We start from the raw sequence: 14,620 nt of genomic DNA on the forward strand, positions 1-14,620 counted from the left end.
GTAGTGGATGCCCTTGGGCTTCAGCAGCGCGTCGTGCTTGAAGTCCTCGGTGAAGCGGGAGTTGCCGCCGTCGATGACGAGGCCGCCCGCGTCTACCGCCACCTCAAGGAGGTGTTCGGCGCCGACGGCCCGCGCCGCATCCGGAAGACCGTCGAGCGCGCCGAGCCCAAGGGCGACGCGATCCCGTTCGGCAAGGGCCGCGACCCGCACGACCTCGGCGACGTCCTCGACTCCCTCACCGTGAAGCTCGGCTGGACGGCGCCGCTGGCGCAGGGCGACCTGATGTCGTCGTGGACGGCGATCGCCGGCGAGGAGACCGCGAAGCACTCGACTCCGGTGGGCGTCGTCGACGGCGTGCTGACGGTCGCGTGCGAGTCCACGGCGTGGTCGACGCAGCTCCGGCTGATGCGGATCGAGATCATGAACCACATCGCCGTGAACTTCCCCGACGCGGGCATCGCGTCGATCCGTTTCCAGGGCCCGGACGTCCCGAACTGGAAAAAGGGTCCCAGGTCGATTCCAGGGCGTGGTCCGCGCGACACCTACGGCTGAGGACGCATTTTCGGTCGACCGCCGATCTTTCGCGCCTCAGATCGCCGTCCAGCGCTTCGGATCGACCCGGCACGCGGTAGAATGGAGGGCCGCCGAACCGCAGTGACGCCGCCGTGCGGGCGATCTCCAGATCACCGTGCGCGTCGCGACGGACCGTCAGAGGAGAACTCCACAGCTATGACTCACGAGCCGAACGACTCCACGTCACCCGCAGCGAACGACCTGGACGCGAACGGCTCAGCAGCCCCCTCCGCTCCGCACGAGAGCATGTCGACCAAGTCGTCCGGTGACTACGGCGCGAACCAGATCCAGGTCCTCGAGGGCCTCGAGGCGGTCCGCAAGCGCCCCGGCATGTACATCGGATCCACGGGTCCGCGCGGTCTGCACCACCTGGTCTACGAGATCGTCGACAACGCCGTCGACGAGGCGCTCGCGGGCTACTGCGACAACATCGAGATCCTGATGCGCGCCGACGGAGGCGTCACCGTCTCCGACAACGGCCGCGGCATCCCGGTCGACATGCACCCGACCGAGGGCATCTCCACGGTCGAGCTGGTCCTCACCGTGCTGCACGCCGGCGGCAAGTTCGGCGGCGGCGGCTACGCGGTCTCCGGCGGCCTGCACGGCGTCGGCTCCTCCGTGGTCAACGCGCTGTCGACGCGACTCGACGTCGAGGTCAAGCGCCAGGGCGCCGTGTACCGGATGAGCTTCACCGACGGAGTGCCGGACGCCCCGCTCGAGAAGGGCGAGGCCAGCGACGAGACCGGCACGACGATCACCTTCTGGCCCAACGCCGGCATCTTCGAGACGGTCGAGTTCGACTACGAGACCCTGCGCGCGCGCTTCCAGCAGATGGCGTTCCTCAACAAGGGCCTGCGCATCGCGCTGACCGACCAGAACGAGGTCGAGTTCGAGGGGGAGGGCGAGAACGAGACCGAGGGCGACCGGACCGACGTCTTCCACTACGAGAAGGGCCTCGTCGACTACGTCGAGTACATCAACTCGCTGAAGAAGTCGGACCTCGTGCACTCCGAGATCATCGATTTCGAGTCCGAGGACACCGAGCGCCGCATCTCGCTCGAGGTCGCCATGCAGTGGACCACGGCCTACACCGAGAGCGTCCACACCTACGCGAACACCATCAACACCCACGAGGGCGGCACCCACGAGGAGGGCTTCCGCGCCGCGCTGACCACTCTGGTCAACCGCTACGCGCGCGCGAACAACCTGCTCAAGGAGAAGGACGAGAACCTCTCGGGCGATGACATCCGCGAGGGCCTCACCGCCGTCGTGTCGATCAAGCTCGGCGAGCCGCAGTTCGAGGGTCAGACCAAGACGAAGCTCGGCAACACCGAGGCGAAGGCGTTCGTGCAGCGCGTGGCCGGCGAGCAGCTGGCCGACTGGTTCGACCGCAACCCGAGCCAGGCCAAGGACATCATCCGCAAGGCGATTCAGGCGGCCTCGGCCCGCATGGCGGCGCGCAAGGCGCGCGAGACCGCCCGCCGCAAGGGCCTGCTCGAGGGCGGCGGCATGCCGGGCAAGCTCAAGGACTGCCAGTCCAAGGACCCGTCGATCTCCGAGATCTTCATCGTCGAGGGCGACTCGGCGGGAGGATCCGCGGTGCAGGGCCGCAATCCCGAGACGCAGGCGATCCTCCCCCTCCGCGGGAAGATCCTCAACGTCGAGAAGGCCCGGCTCGACCGCGCTCTCGGCAACAACGAGGTCCAGGCGATGATCACGGCGTTCGGCGCCGGCATCGGCGAGGACTTCAACCCCGACAAGGCGCGGTACCACAAGATCATCCTGATGGCCGACGCCGACGTCGACGGCCAGCACATCACGACGCTGCTGCTGACGCTCCTCTTCCGCTACATGCGCCCGCTGATCGACCTCGGCTACGTCTACCTCGCGCAGCCGCCGCTGTACCGCCTCAAGTGGTCGAACTCCCCGCACGAGTACGTCTACAGCGACCGCGAGCGCGACGCCCTGATCGCGCACGGCTCGGCGACCAACAAGCGCATGCCCAAGGAGAACGGCATCCAGCGCTACAAGGGCCTCGGCGAGATGGACTACAAGGAGCTGTGGGAGACCACGATGGACCCCGCCACGCGGACCCTCCTCCAGGTCACGCTCGACGACGCGGCCGCGGCCGACGAGATCTTCTCCACTCTCATGGGCGAGGACGTCGAGTCCCGCCGTTCCTTCATCCAGAAGAATGCGAAGGACGTGCGCTTCCTCGACATCTAGTGGTCGAGGAAGCGGACGTCCTTCGAAAGACGGCGGCCGGGCGGTCCAGTGGACCGTCCTCGCGACCACCTCGAACACGTGACGGCGGCCCTCGATGGGCCGCATCCTCGACCAGAACACGACAGTAGCCCTCACCGGCCCGCACACCTGACACCCAGCGCGACCGCCGCCCCCGCTCCTCCGGGGCACGGACCCACCTGAGAGACCAGAGATCATGGCAGAAGAACCCACCACCCCCACCGGCCCGGACGAGAGCGACGACATCGTCACCGAGACCGGTGTGGTGATCCACGGTCACGACAAGATCGAGCCGGTCGACCTGCAGCTCGAGATGCAGCGCTCCTACCTCGACTACGCGATGAGCGTCATCGTCGGGCGAGCCCTGCCGGAGGTGCGCGACGGCCTGAAGCCCGTGCACCGCCGCGTGATCTACGCCATGTACGACGGCGGCTACCGGCCCGACAAGGCGTTCTCGAAGTGCTCGCGCGTCGTCGGCGACGTGATGGGCCAGTTCCACCCGCACGGCGACTCCGCGATCTACGACGCGCTGGTCCGCCTGGTGCAGCCGTGGAGCCTCCGCTACCCGCTCGCGCTCGGGCAGGGCAACTTCGGCTCCCCCGGCAACGACGGCGCCGCCGCCCCCCGGTACACCGAGACCAAGATGGCGCCGCTCGCGCTCGAGATGGTCCGCGACATCGACAAGAACACCGTCGACTTCCAGGACAACTACGACGGCCGCACGCGCGAGCCGGCGATCCTGCCGGCCCGGTTCCCGAACCTGCTCGTCAACGGCTCCGTCGGCATCGCGGTCGGCATGGCGACCAACATCCCGCCGCACAACCTGCGCGAGGTCGCCGCCGGCGCCAAGTGGGCGCTCGAGAACCCCGACGCGACGCGCGAGGAGCTCCTCGAGGCGCTGCTGCAGCGGATCAAGGGACCCGACTTCCCCACCGGTGCGCAGATCCTCGGCGTCCGCGGCATCCAGGACGCGTACCGCACCGGCCGCGGCTCGATCACGATGCGCGCCGTCGTCTCCATCGAGGAGATCCAGGGCCGCACCTGCCTCGTCGTCACCGAGCTGCCGTACCAGGTGAACCCGGACAACCTGGCGATCAAGATCGCCGAGCTGGTCAAGGACGGGCGCGTCTCGGGCATCGCCGACATCCGCGACGAGACCTCCGGTCGCACCGGCCAGCGCCTCGTCGTCGTCCTCAAGCGCGACGCCGTGGCGAAGGTGGTGCTGAACAACCTCTACAAGCACACGCCGCTGCAGGAGAACTTCGGCGCGAACATGCTCGCGATCGTCGACGGCATCCCGCGCACGCTCTCGCTCGACGGCTTCATCCGCGCGTGGGTCGACCACCAGGTCGAGGTCATCGTGCGCCGCACCCAGTACCTCCTCGACGAGGCGGAGGCGCGGATCCACATCCTGCGCGGCTACCTCAAGGCGCTCGATGCGCTCGACGAGGTCATCGCCCTCATCCGCCGCTCCCCCACCGTGGAGGAGGCGCGCGACGGCCTGATGGAGCTGCTCGACATCGACGAGGTGCAGTCCCGCGCCATCCTCGACATGCAGCTGCGCCGCCTCGCGGCCCTCGAGCGCCAGAAGATCATCGACGAGCACGACCGGATCCAGGCCGAGATCGAGGACTACAAGTCGATCCTCGCGAGCCCGGAGCGCCAGCGCACGATCATCTCGGACGAGCTCGACGAGATCGTCGACCGCTTCGGCGACGACCGCCGCACCGAGATCCTCTTCGGGTTCGACGGCGACATGAGCGTCGAGGACCTGATCCCCGAGGAGGAGATGGTCGTCACCGTCACCCGCGGCGGCTACCTCAAGCGCACCCGGAGCGACTCCTACCGGGCGCAGCACCGCGGCGGCCGCGGCGTGCGCGGCGCGCAGCTGAAGGCCGACGACATCGTCGAGCACTTCTTCGTCACCACTACGCACCACTGGCTCCTGTTCTTCACGAACACCGGCCGCGTGTACCGCGCCAAGACCTACGAGCTGCAGGAGGCCGGCCGCGACGCCAAGGGCCAGCACATCGCGAACCTGCTCGCGCTCGAGCCGGGGGAGCAGATCGCGCAGATCCTCGACATCCGCGACTACGAGGCGGCCCGCTACCTCGTGCTCGCCACGCGCGACGGCCTCGTGAAGAAGACGGCCCTCTCGGAGTACGACACGAACCGCTCCGGCGGCATCATCGCGATCAAGCTGCGCGACGGCGACGAGCTCGTCTCGGCGCTCCTGGTCGAGGAGGACAGCGACGTGCTGCTGGTCTCCCGCAAGGGCATGTCGATCCGCTTCACCGCGTCCGACGAGGCGCTGCGTCCGATGGGCCGCTCCACCTCCGGAGTCCGCGGCATGTCGTTCCGCGGGGAGGACCGCCTCCTCGACGCGAACGTCGTCAGCGACGAGGGCTTCGTGTTCGTGGTCACCGAGGGCGGCTACGCCAAGCGCACCGCGGTCGACCAGTACCGCCTCCAGGGACGCGGCGGGCTGGGCATCAAGGTGGCCAAGCTGGAGGAGAAGCGCGGCGACCTCGTGGGCGCCATCATCACCGGAGAGGACGACGAGGTGCTCGTCGTGCTCGCCAGCGGCAAGGTGGTACGCTCTGCGGTGGCCGAGGTACCGGCCAAGGGTCGCGACACCATGGGAGTCGTCTTCGCACGATTCGCTGAGGACGACCGCATCATCGCACTCGCCAAGAACACCGAACGCAATCTCGACGCCCAGGACGAGGATCCCGACGCCGCGGCGCCGGCCGAGTCCGCCCCGGTGTCGGAGGAGGATGGGTCCGTAGATGAGTAGCACCGTCGCCGAGAAGCTCGCCAGGAAGTCCGCGAAGAGCCCGGCGGCGAAGCAGGTCCGCCTGAAGCTGGTCTACGTCGACTTCTGGTCGGCCGTGAAGCTCTCGTTCCTGCTGGGTCTGACGCTCGCGATCATCACGATCGTCGTCGTCTACCTGGTCTACACGGTCCTGGCCCAGACGGGAGTGTTCGACGAGGTCAACGGCCTCGTGCAGGACATCGCCGGCGCCGAGGCGTTCGACCTCAACACGATCATCTCGCTGCCGCAGGTCATGGGCTTCGCGATCGTCGTCGCGGTGCTGAACACCATCGTCACCACCGCGCTCGGCGCGATCGTGGCGCTGCTGTACAACCTCAGCGTCAAGATCACCGGCGGCCTCCTGGTGGGCTTCACCAACCAGTAGGGCGCACGGTCCGGCCGATTGGGATTCCTGCTCGATGTCGGGTAGAGTCTCCTCTGGCCATTCCGGGGGTATAGCTCAGGCGGTTAGAGCGCTTCACTGATAATGAAGAGGTCCCAGGTTCAAGTCCTGGTACCCCCACCCGGTCCGAACGGCCCGTCACCTCGCGGTGGCGGGCCGTTCGACTCTCGGAGACGGATCGCCCTGTCTCCGGCCCGGGGCCTTAGCTCAGTTGGTAGAGCGCCTGCTTTGCAAGCAGGATGTCAGGAGTTCGAATCTCCTAGGCTCCACACTTCCTCCCTCTCGCGGGTGCTTCCCCTTCGCCGGCCCTTCTGGTCCACCGGCCGACATCCGGGGTGGTCCCGTGTGTCGGCACTCTCGTCAGCGTGATCGCCGGCGGGCTCTCCTGTCGCCGACCGCGGGGTCGTGCGATCGAGGTCGCCACTCGGACGGCCGAGCCGCCCGCTCAGCGGTCCACGCAGGCGAGGCCGAGGAACTGCTGGACCGAGAGGGTCTCGGACGTGCCGTCGCGGATGTCGCCGACGATGATCTCACCGACGGAGAGCGTGTCGAACTGCTCGGCCGTGAAGACGACCGGGCGGGCGAGCACGGAGCGGTCGGTCGCGTAGGCGCCCAGCGCGAGGTCGACGCCGAGCGGGAACCGCTCGATCACCGTGTCGGCCGGCCAGACCGTGGATCCGGAGAGGTCGGTCGCGCCCAGCTGCGTGACCGGGGACGGGGAGACCCAGCGGGTGACCCTCCGCAGCCCGTCGCCGATGGTCAGGGGAGCGGAGTCGGAGGCGGCGAGGTCGAGGCCGTCGACGGACCCCGAGCACACGACGACGACCCCGAGGACCTCGCCTCGCTCGCCGCCCCGTCCGAGCCCGACCGCGGCCGTGGTCACCGGCTCCTCGGAGGCGCATCCCGAGAGCGCGAGGGCGCCGAGCAGCGCGACGGTGCTCGCGAGCGCAGCGCGACGGTGCATGGGTCCTCCCGCGGCCACCCTACGCGGGCAGGGCGAGGGCCAGAGCGGCGAGAGCCTGCGGGAGGGAGGGGGCGCCCTCCGCCCGGAAGACCACCTCTCCGGCCGTGTCCCGCACGACGACCGTGGGCGTCGAGCGGATGCCGGCGGCCTCGGCCTCGACGGGGTGGAAGGCCACGTCGCGCTCGCGGATCTCGGCGGCAGGGACGAGCTCCGCGGCGCGCTCCAGCACCGAGCGCGCGGCATGGCAGGCGCCGCAGAAGGCGGAGGTGTAGAGCTCGACGATCACGACGAAGGGAACGCCGGGGCGCGGCCGGGGATTCCCGGGCACCGTCAGCGGAGGAGCCAGGCCTCGTTCATGGTGAGGGCCGCGTCGACGAGCTCGACGCGCTCCAGCTCCTCGACGTCGCTCAGGGGGAACCAGGCGGCGGCGTCCGTGGAGCCGTCCACCTCGTGCGTGAGCTCGCCGCCCACGATGCGGGCGCGGTAGACGACGCGGATGGCGTGCAGGGGGCCGGCTCCGGGATCGCTGCGCCGGTGCGCGGGTATCACGTGCGAGTCCACGCCGATGAGGGCCTCGAGCTCGGCACGGTAGCCCGTCTCCTCGAAGATCTCGCGGACCGCGGCGTCGGCGGGCGACTCGCCCTCGTCGATCCCGCCGCCCGGAAGCGTCCAGGCCGACCAGGGGCCTTGGCTCCAGTGCGCGAGCAGCATCCGCTCACCGTCGATGATCACGCCGTACGCGGCGACCCGGATGTCCACCGCAGAAGCCTAACCCGAGCATGCAAAGGAGCCGGACCCCCTGAGGGGCCCGGCTCCAGCGACGAGAACGTCAGGAAGCGGTCGAGGCCGCGTTCTGCGCGGCGCTCTGCGGCTCGTCCTCGGCGACCCACAGCTCGTCGTCGGCGCGGAACGTCTGCCAGACGGCGTAGCCGATGCCGCCGACGGCGACCAGCGCGGCGCCGATCGCGAAGACCGTCCCGACCTTGCTCTTCTTCTTCGGGGGAGTGGTGAGCTCCTCCCAGCGCGCCTTCGAGATCTCGGCGAGCTTCGCGCGGTTCTTCGAGTCCTTGGCGGCCTCGAAGGCGGCGGCGGCCGTGCCACCGACAGCGGCGAAGGTCGGGACGACCTTGTGCTTGTAGGCGTGGCGGGCCGAGGAGTACGTGCCCTCGACGGCCGAGACGCCGTTGTCGTAGACCGGCTTGACGCGCGAGTCGTACGTGTCCTTGACGAAGGGGACGAGCTCCTTCTTGGCGTACTTCGACGCGTGGCGGCGGCTCTTCTCGAGCACGGAGGCCGCGTGCGCCAGCACCTCCTGCTGCTCGCCCCAGACCGCCTCGGCGTTCTTGCGAAGACGCTTGAGGTCCTTCTTGTGCTTACGTGACAGACCCATGTTGGTCCTCCATCGGCTACGAGCAGCGAACGCCTCAATACTGCCACTCATCGATCGGCGTCCGCATCGCGCACCCAGCGCATTGACACCGGGCGTTGCAGGGGCCTACAGACGCGCTGTGCGAGAATCCGAGCATGCCTTTGCACACCGCAGTCGCGACGTTCCACACCAACAAGGGCGACATCGTCGTCAACCTCTACGGGAACCACGCTCCCAAGACGGTCCGCAACTTCGTCGGTCTCGCGACCGGCGACATCGAGTGGACCCACCCCGCCACGGGTGCGAAGACGAAGGAGCCGCTCTACAACGGCACCGTCTTCCACCGCATCATCCCCGACTTCATGCTCCAGGGCGGCGACCCGCTCGGTCAGGGCATCGGCGGCCCGGGGTACCAGTTCGACGACGAGATCAACTCGGAGCTCGACTTCACCCAGCCCTACATCCTCGCGATGGCGAACGCCGGCAAGCAGGCGGGCCGCGGCACCAACGGCTCGCAGTTCTTCATCACCGTGGCGCCGACCACCTGGCTCCAGGGCAAGCACACCATCTTCGGCGCCGTCGCCGACGAGGAGTCGAAGAAGCTCGTGCAGTCGCTCTCGGCTGTTCCCACCGACGGCCGTGACAAGCCGCTCGAGGACGTCGTGATCGAGAGCGTCGAGATCACCGAGGTCTGATCGCCTCATCCACCACTCATTCGAGGGCCGGGTCCGTCAGGGCCCGGCCCTCGTTCTCCCCGGAGGCACGTCCGTGACCCAGGTCCCGCCGAGCAGCACCTACTCCTGCTACCGACACCCCGACCGGCAGAGCTTCGTGCGCTGCCAGCGGTGCGGCCGCACCATCTGCGGCGAGTGCCAGACGCCGGCTCCGGTCGGCGTGATCTGCCCGGACGACATGGCGCAGCAGCGCGCCACCGCACCGCGCACCCGCGGTCCCCTCCTCTCCCGCGTGCGGGCCATGACCCGTGCCGACCAGCCGACGGTGACCTACGCGATCATCGCGCTCTGCATCGTGCTGTGGATCGTCGAGATCCTTCCCTTCGTCGGCGGGCCGGCGGTCAACGCGCTCCTGTACGCCCCCGCCTACACGCTCCCCGGCTTCGGCGCCGGCTTCGAGCCGTGGCGGATGCTCACCTCGGTGTTCCTCCACAGCACGTCGCTCTTCATCGTCATCCCGTTCCACCTGGTGCTGAACATGTACACGCTGTGGGTGTTCGGCATGGTGCTCGAGCGCATGCTGGGCCGCGGGCGCTACCTCACCCTCTTCCTCCTGAGCGGTTTCGCCGGATCGGTGGGCGTCCTGCTCCTCGCGAACCCGTTGACCCCGGTGATCGGCGCCTCCGGTGCGATCTTCGGGCTGATGGGCGCGTACCTGGTGATCCTCCGGCATCTGGGCGGTCAGGCGTCGCAGCTGCTGGTGCTGGTCGGACTGAACCTCGTCATCGGCTTCCTGCCCGGGATGAACGTGGCGTGGCAGGCGCACGTCGGCGGTCTGGTGGCGGGCGCGCTCATCGGGCTGGTCTTCACGAAGACCCGGCAGCGCGCCCAGCGGCGCACGCAGAACCTCCTCGTCGGGCTCATCGGAGTCGGACTGGTGGCGATCACCGCGGGCGCCTACGTCCTCGGCTGATCCCCCCTCCCGCAGCGGCGGGTCCGGCAGTGCCTCGCGCACTCCCGGGCCCGCCGCTTCGTCGTTCCCGCGGCGACCGTCTCCACCGCTGTCCACAGGTGCTCTCAACAGGTGGGGAGGAAGTTATCCACAGAGTTGTTAACACTGGGGAGAACGTTCCGGGTGTCCTCCTCGGGAGGACGATCCGGGGACGGCGGCGCGTCCGAGAACCGGCGGGCTGGTGCCGATCGGGGCCCTCCGCGCCTCGAGCAGGCCAGCGCGGCGGAGACCGCGGAGTTCTCCACAGGAGATTCCACAGCTGGGGATAATTACAGCGGTGTAGTTCTCCGGCGGACGGCCACCAGGGCCGTCGCCTCACGGTCGTCGTCGCGGTGCAGCGAGGTGGCGAACCCGGCCGCCTGGAACGCCGAGGCACTCGCAGCGGCCTGATCCGCGCCGACCTCGATCACGACGACGCCGTGGGGTGCGAGCCACGCCCCCGCCTCCTGAGCGATACGGCGGTGCAGGGCGAGCCCGTCCGACCCGCCGTCGAGCGTGAGCATCGGCTCGTGCACCCGGGCCTCCGGCGGCATGAGCGCGATCGCCGCGGAGGGGACGTAGGGGGCGTTGACGACGACGACGTCGATCCGCCCGCGCTCACTCCCGGGGAGCGCGTCGAAGAGGTCGCCCTCGTGGACGTCGGCGCGGCCTGCGAGCGTGCGGCGCGCGCAGGCGACGGCGGCGGGGGAGAGGTCGGCCGCGAGCAGGCGGACGTCCGGCCGCTCCTCGGAGATCGACCGGGCGAGGGCGCCGGATCCGCAGCAGAGGTCGAGCACCACGGCGCCCTCCGGGAGGATCTCCAGGGCGCAGTCGACCAGCCACTCGGTGCGCACGCGGGGCACGAAGACGCCGGGTGCGACGGGGACGCGCAGGCCGCGGAAGGCGACCCAGCCGAGGATCTGCTCGAGGGGCTCGCCCGTCTCGCGGCGGCGGAGCAGCAGCTCGAGGTCGGAGGAGGAGTCGGCGGCCTCCTCGAGCAGGCCCGCCTCCTCCTCGGCGAAGACGCAGCCGGCGGCGCGCAGACGCTCCACCGACGACGAACGCCCCGTCGGCGGACCGGACGGGGCGTCGTTCACGACTGGGGGAGGCTCAGCGCCAGCGCGTCGTCATCAGGAAGCCGATGAACGCGATGCCGAAGCCGATCAGGATGTTGAGGTTGCCGAGATCGGGGATCGGCAGGGTGCCCTGGCTCACGTAGAAGACGATGATCCAGGCGAGTCCGAGCAGCATGAAGCCGAACATCACCGGCTTGAACCAGACCGGATTCGGTGCGTTCTCGCCGGTCCGGGCCTCGTCGCGCTCGGGCTTCGGGCTCTTCGTCGCTCGTGCCATGCCGACCACTGTACCGGGCGGAGGCTCCGGGCCGGGAGCGCCGGGGCTGCGCGGGTGCTGTGCGGACTCGCGGAGCGGCCGGTGCGGGCGCTCGAGTGATCCCATCGGGCCTCCTCAGGCGGCCATTCTGGAGGGCTCTCCACAGGTCCGGATCGTGCGCCACAGCCGGTCACGGCTCGCGCCTAGACTCGTCGCATGACCGCCCAGAACCCCGACGGGGCGGCTCTGCGGCCGCGAGCGAAGCGACGGAGGGCCCGCCCGGTCCGACGACTCTCGTTCTTCGGAGTCGTCGGTGAGCTCCTGATGACCGCCGGCGTCATGGTCCTGCTCTTCCTGGCCTGGCAGCTCTGGTGGAACGACGCGGTGATCGCCGGCCGGCAGACGACGCAGGCCGCGGAGCTCCGCGAGGCCTGGGGCGACTCCTCGCCGGCACCGCAGCCGACCGAGGCCGCCCCGGCGGAGCCGGTCGTCGCGTCGGTCGCCGCCCTCGACACCTCCTTCGGCAACCTCTACATCCCGCGCTACGGCGAGGGGTGGGTGCGCACGATCGCCGAGGGCATCGACGCCGAGAACGTGCTCGACGAGGGGAGCATCGGCCACTACCCCGGGACGCAGATGCCCGGGCAGGCCGGCAACTTCGCGCTCGCCGCGCACCGCAGCGCGTACGGCGGAGGCATGCACTTGATCGACGAGCTCCAGCTCGGCGATCCGATCTACATCGAGACGGCGGACGGCTGGTACACCTACCGCTTCCGCAACCTCGAGTACGTCCAGCCCTCCGACGTCCAGGTGATCGACCCGGTCCCGTGGACTCCGGACGCGGCTCCGACCGACCGCCTGATCACGCTGACGAGCTGCAACCCGCTCTACTCGACGGCCGAGCGGATCATCGCGTACGGCGTCTTCGACTCGTTCCAGCCGCGGTCCGCGGGCGCCCCCGCCGAGATCGCCGCCTCGCTGGCTCAGGAGGGCTGACCGTGTACGCAGCGCTGTGGCGGCTCCTTCCCGGGCCGTGGTGGGTCCGCCTCCTGATCGTCCTCGTCCTCGTCGCGGCGGTCCTGGTGGCGCTCGACGAGTGGGTGTTCCCCTGGGTGCAGTCGCTCGTGCTCGACCGGAACGTGACCGTCGGCTCGTGACCGCCGGCGCGGCCCCGCGGATCCTGGTCGTCGACCACCACGACAGCTTCGTCTTCACGCTCGTCTCGTACCTCCGCGAGCTCGGTGCCGAGGTCGACGTGGTCGAGGGCGACGACCTCGGCACGACGGCGCTCCTGGCTCGCGCGGAGGAGGCGGACGGAGTCCTGGTCTCACCCGGGCCGGGCCGTCCCGAGGACGTCCCCGCGTCGACGGCGCTCGTGCAGCGGGCGGAGGCGACCGGGCGGCCGCTGCTCGGAGTCTGCCTCGGCCACCAGGTGCTCGCCCACGCTCTCGGTGCCCGCGTCACGGAGGCGCCGGAGCTGCTGCACGGCCGGACGTCCGCGGTCCTCCACGACGGAGATCCGCTCTTCGACGGCCTGCCCTCCGGATTCGCCGCGATGCGGTACCACTCGCTCGCGGTCGACGGTGAGAGCCTTCCCGAGGAGCTGCGGGTGACGGCGCGGACACCGGAGGGAGTGGTCATGGCCGTCCGGCACCGGAGTGCTCCGCTCGTGGGCGTGCAGTTCCATCCGGAGTCGGTCCTCACCGAGGGCGGGCGGCGCCTTCTCGAGAACTGGCTGCGCGAGGTGAGGCCGGGCGGAGCGTCCGTATCGGCCGACGACACGCCCGGACTCTCGATCCCGGCTCGATGAATTGGAATTCGCCGGGCTTATCGGGCTCGTTATCGAGTCGAGAGCATTGAGAATGATCAGCGACCACCGTCCCCCGAACGGGGATGCTGCCCTGAGTGCGTTCTCACGTAGAAATCCGCCATCTGACGGCTAAATGACGGCGGGCGGAGGAGAACGCCGCGACAGGGTATGAGCGTGACCTTGTCCACCCCCTTGCGCACCCCCCGATCAGGTGGCGGGATTTGACGGGCTCCCGGCGGAGGATGCGGCCCCTTTTCGCTGCATAATCAGAGGGCGTCGACAGGGGGTCGGCGTCACAAGAGAAGTCCGGGGGGACCAGATGGTCGCATCGATCTCCTGGGCTTTCTCGGGAATCCGAGAGCTCGAGAATCTCGGACCGCGCATCGTCGTCAAACCCGGCACCGTTCCGAGCATCACCGGTTCGGGATTCGGCACCGCCGATCTGAGCGTCGTGCTGATGACGGTCTCGCCGCTGCGCGTCCTCCGCGGGACGTGGCCGGCCGACGACACCTCCTTCCTCACTTTCAGCTTCCTCATCGACGGCTTCGTGCGCATGGTCGCCCCGGACCGAACGGTGCTGCTGCGTCCGGGCTCGATCTCGTACCAGCAGGGGACGACGACGTTCACGACCGAGTCGACGACTCCGGCCACGATCCTCCACCTCTCGCTGCGCGCCGACGAGATGCGCCGCTACGGCTTCGACACGTCGGCCCCGGTCTACGCGCTCGACCCCGACGCCCGGTCCACCCGCGCCGCATACGCCTTCACGACCGCCTTCGCCCTCGCGGCGGAGTCCGGGACGGGGCTGCCCGGCGAGGGCGAGGTCACCGGCTTCGCCCACGTTGTCAAGCAGCTCCTCACCAGCGCGTTCCTCGCGGCGGCGAGCTCGCAGCCCGGCACCACGAGCGTCCGGGCCGCCACGCTCGGGCGCGCGCGCACGGTCATCGACCGGACGCACCGCACGCCGCGCTGCACCCCGGAGGCGGTGGCCGACGCGGTCAACGTGTCCACCCGCTCCCTCCAGCGGCTCTTCGAGGACGCGGGCACCACGGTCGCGAGCGAGATCGAGCGCTCCCGGGTCGCCAGCGCCGTGGAGCTCCTGCGCCGCCGCCCGCGGGAGGTCCCGCTCGAGGCGATCGCCGCCGCGTCCGGATTCTCCTCGGCGGACCACCTCCGCCGTGCGCTCAAGCGCCGCGAGGGGCTCACCCCGAGCGACATCCGCGGCAGGATCGCGCGCCCCGCCGATGGATCGGCAGCCGGCGAGGTCGTGCGGCTCCAGCCCCCGCTCGCCGACGCGCGCAGGGCCTAGCCGTTCAGCTCGGGGCCGTCGGCCCCCGTGGAGCATCGAACCCGACGAGCAACGTCCGGACGAGCCCTTCTCGGCGCGCAGAGCAGCGACCCGGCCTCCACCGGGCACCGTCGGCCGACGCCGCAGCCGCAGCGGG

16 protein-coding genes and 2 tRNA genes are annotated in these 14,620 nt (G+C 69.8%); 12 read left to right on the plus strand and 6 right to left on the minus strand.

Annotated elements, in window-relative coordinates:
- The first annotated feature begins 111 nt into the window (after positions 1-111).
- The 6 genes from C5C54_RS13060 (at position 112) to C5C54_RS13085 (ending at position 6,304) form a co-directional block, all read left to right on the plus strand.
- Positions 112-552 carry a DUF721 domain-containing protein gene (locus tag C5C54_RS13060; protein WP_104225788.1) on the plus strand — a complete coding sequence of 147 codons (441 nt, stop codon included), beginning with the start codon at positions 112-114 and terminating at the stop codon, positions 550-552.
- Between the two features lie 267 nt (positions 553-819).
- Entirely contained in the window at positions 820-2,799 is a 1,980-nt protein-coding gene (gyrB, locus tag C5C54_RS13065) for a DNA topoisomerase (ATP-hydrolyzing) subunit B (protein WP_208543372.1), read from the plus strand.
- 214 nt (positions 2,800-3,013) lie between these two features.
- The gene (gene gyrA, locus C5C54_RS13070; RefSeq protein ID WP_104222674.1) at positions 3,014-5,614 is read left to right on the plus strand and encodes a DNA gyrase subunit A; all 2,601 of its coding nucleotides are present in this window, start codon (positions 3,014-3,016) and stop codon (positions 5,612-5,614) included.
- Positions 5,607-6,017: a DUF3566 domain-containing protein gene (locus C5C54_RS13075; protein ID WP_104222673.1), complete on the plus strand. Its 411-nt coding sequence runs from the start codon at positions 5,607-5,609 to the stop codon at positions 6,015-6,017. Before gyrA ends, C5C54_RS13075 begins: the two co-directional genes overlap by 8 nt.
- Positions 6,018-6,081: 64 nt before the next feature.
- Positions 6,082-6,155: transfer RNA gene (locus C5C54_RS13080), tRNA-Ile, on the plus strand.
- A 76-nt stretch (positions 6,156-6,231) separates the two neighbouring features.
- Positions 6,232-6,304: transfer RNA gene (locus C5C54_RS13085), tRNA-Ala, on the plus strand.
- 176 nt (positions 6,305-6,480) lie between these two features.
- On the opposite strand, the gene C5C54_RS13090 is transcribed toward C5C54_RS13085, so the two are convergent.
- The 4 genes from C5C54_RS13090 to C5C54_RS13105 form a co-directional block, all read right to left on the minus strand.
- Positions 6,481-6,999, minus strand: coding sequence for a hypothetical protein (locus C5C54_RS13090; protein ID WP_104225785.1), 519 nt, complete (start codon positions 6,997-6,999; stop codon positions 6,481-6,483).
- Between the two features lie 19 nt (positions 7,000-7,018).
- On the minus strand, positions 7,019-7,327 hold the full coding sequence (locus C5C54_RS13095) for a thioredoxin family protein (RefSeq protein WP_258059325.1): 309 nt from the start codon (positions 7,325-7,327) through the stop codon (positions 7,019-7,021).
- Positions 7,328-7,329: 2 nt separating this feature from the next.
- Positions 7,330-7,758, minus strand: a complete 429-nt coding sequence (locus C5C54_RS13100; RefSeq protein WP_104288510.1) for an NUDIX hydrolase — start codon at positions 7,756-7,758, stop codon at positions 7,330-7,332.
- 70 nt (positions 7,759-7,828) lie between these two features.
- The gene (locus tag C5C54_RS13105; protein ID WP_104247539.1) at positions 7,829-8,389 is read right to left on the minus strand and encodes a hypothetical protein; all 561 of its coding nucleotides are present in this window, start codon (positions 8,387-8,389) and stop codon (positions 7,829-7,831) included.
- Between the two features lie 134 nt (positions 8,390-8,523).
- Between C5C54_RS13105 and C5C54_RS13110 the strand changes: the two genes are divergently transcribed.
- Together C5C54_RS13110 and C5C54_RS13115 are read left to right on the plus strand one after the other, a co-directional pair.
- Entirely contained in the window at positions 8,524-9,063 is a 540-nt protein-coding gene (locus tag C5C54_RS13110; RefSeq protein WP_104222669.1) for a peptidylprolyl isomerase, read from the plus strand.
- A 73-nt stretch (positions 9,064-9,136) separates the two neighbouring features.
- Positions 9,137-10,015, plus strand: coding sequence for a rhomboid family intramembrane serine protease (locus C5C54_RS13115; RefSeq protein ID WP_104222668.1), 879 nt, complete (start codon positions 9,137-9,139; stop codon positions 10,013-10,015).
- A 308-nt stretch (positions 10,016-10,323) separates the two neighbouring features.
- On the opposite strand, the gene C5C54_RS13120 is transcribed toward C5C54_RS13115, so the two are convergent.
- Positions 10,324-11,130 (minus strand): putative protein N(5)-glutamine methyltransferase, encoded by an 807-nt coding sequence (locus C5C54_RS13120; RefSeq protein WP_181127892.1) that lies wholly within the window; start codon positions 11,128-11,130, stop codon positions 10,324-10,326.
- A 13-nt stretch (positions 11,131-11,143) separates the two neighbouring features.
- The gene (locus C5C54_RS13125; protein WP_104222667.1) at positions 11,144-11,386 is read right to left on the minus strand and encodes a cell division protein CrgA; all 243 of its coding nucleotides are present in this window, start codon (positions 11,384-11,386) and stop codon (positions 11,144-11,146) included.
- Between the two features lie 195 nt (positions 11,387-11,581).
- Here C5C54_RS13125 and C5C54_RS13130 point away from each other — a divergent pair, with 195 nt between their 5' ends.
- From C5C54_RS13130 to C5C54_RS13140, 4 genes are all read left to right on the plus strand, one after another.
- Positions 11,582-12,361, plus strand: a complete 780-nt coding sequence (locus C5C54_RS13130) for a class E sortase (RefSeq protein ID WP_104268821.1) — start codon at positions 11,582-11,584, stop codon at positions 12,359-12,361.
- Positions 12,362-12,363: 2 nt separating this feature from the next.
- Positions 12,364-12,522, plus strand: a complete 159-nt coding sequence (locus tag C5C54_RS18005) for a hypothetical protein (RefSeq protein ID WP_167299010.1) — start codon at positions 12,364-12,366, stop codon at positions 12,520-12,522.
- Positions 12,519-13,175, plus strand: coding sequence for an aminodeoxychorismate/anthranilate synthase component II (locus C5C54_RS13135; RefSeq protein WP_104222665.1), 657 nt, complete (start codon positions 12,519-12,521; stop codon positions 13,173-13,175). Before C5C54_RS18005 ends, C5C54_RS13135 begins: the two co-directional genes overlap by 4 nt.
- 319 nt (positions 13,176-13,494) lie before the next feature.
- Entirely contained in the window at positions 13,495-14,484 is a 990-nt protein-coding gene (locus tag C5C54_RS13140; RefSeq protein ID WP_104222664.1) for a helix-turn-helix domain-containing protein, read from the plus strand.
- Positions 14,485-14,620 lie beyond the last annotated feature (136 nt).

The organism is Rathayibacter sp. AY1F2, assembly GCF_002930885.1.
Taxonomy (GTDB): domain Bacteria; phylum Actinomycetota; class Actinomycetes; order Actinomycetales; family Microbacteriaceae; genus Rathayibacter.

Excerpts from the sequence above, each read along its gene's own strand:
- C5C54_RS13105 (WP_104247539.1), bottom strand. The coding sequence starts at position 8,389 with ATGGGTCTGTCACGTAAGCACAAGAAGGACCTCAAGCGTCTTCGCAAG.
- C5C54_RS13075 (WP_104222673.1), top strand. The coding sequence starts at position 5,607 with ATGAGTAGCACCGTCGCCGAGAAGCTCGCCAGGAAGTCCGCGAAGAGC.
- C5C54_RS13090 (WP_104225785.1), bottom strand. The coding sequence starts at position 6,999 with ATGCACCGTCGCGCTGCGCTCGCGAGCACCGTCGCGCTGCTCGGCGCC.
- gyrA (WP_104222674.1), top strand. The coding sequence starts at position 3,014 with ATGGCAGAAGAACCCACCACCCCCACCGGCCCGGACGAGAGCGACGAC.
- C5C54_RS13130 (WP_104268821.1), top strand. The coding sequence starts at position 11,582 with ATGACCGCCCAGAACCCCGACGGGGCGGCTCTGCGGCCGCGAGCGAAG.
- C5C54_RS13110 (WP_104222669.1), top strand. The coding sequence starts at position 8,524 with ATGCCTTTGCACACCGCAGTCGCGACGTTCCACACCAACAAGGGCGAC.
- C5C54_RS13140 (WP_104222664.1), top strand. The coding sequence starts at position 13,495 with ATGGTCGCATCGATCTCCTGGGCTTTCTCGGGAATCCGAGAGCTCGAG.
- gyrB (WP_208543372.1), top strand. The coding sequence starts at position 820 with ATGTCGACCAAGTCGTCCGGTGACTACGGCGCGAACCAGATCCAGGTC.
- C5C54_RS13125 (WP_104222667.1), bottom strand. The coding sequence starts at position 11,386 with ATGGCACGAGCGACGAAGAGCCCGAAGCCCGAGCGCGACGAGGCCCGG.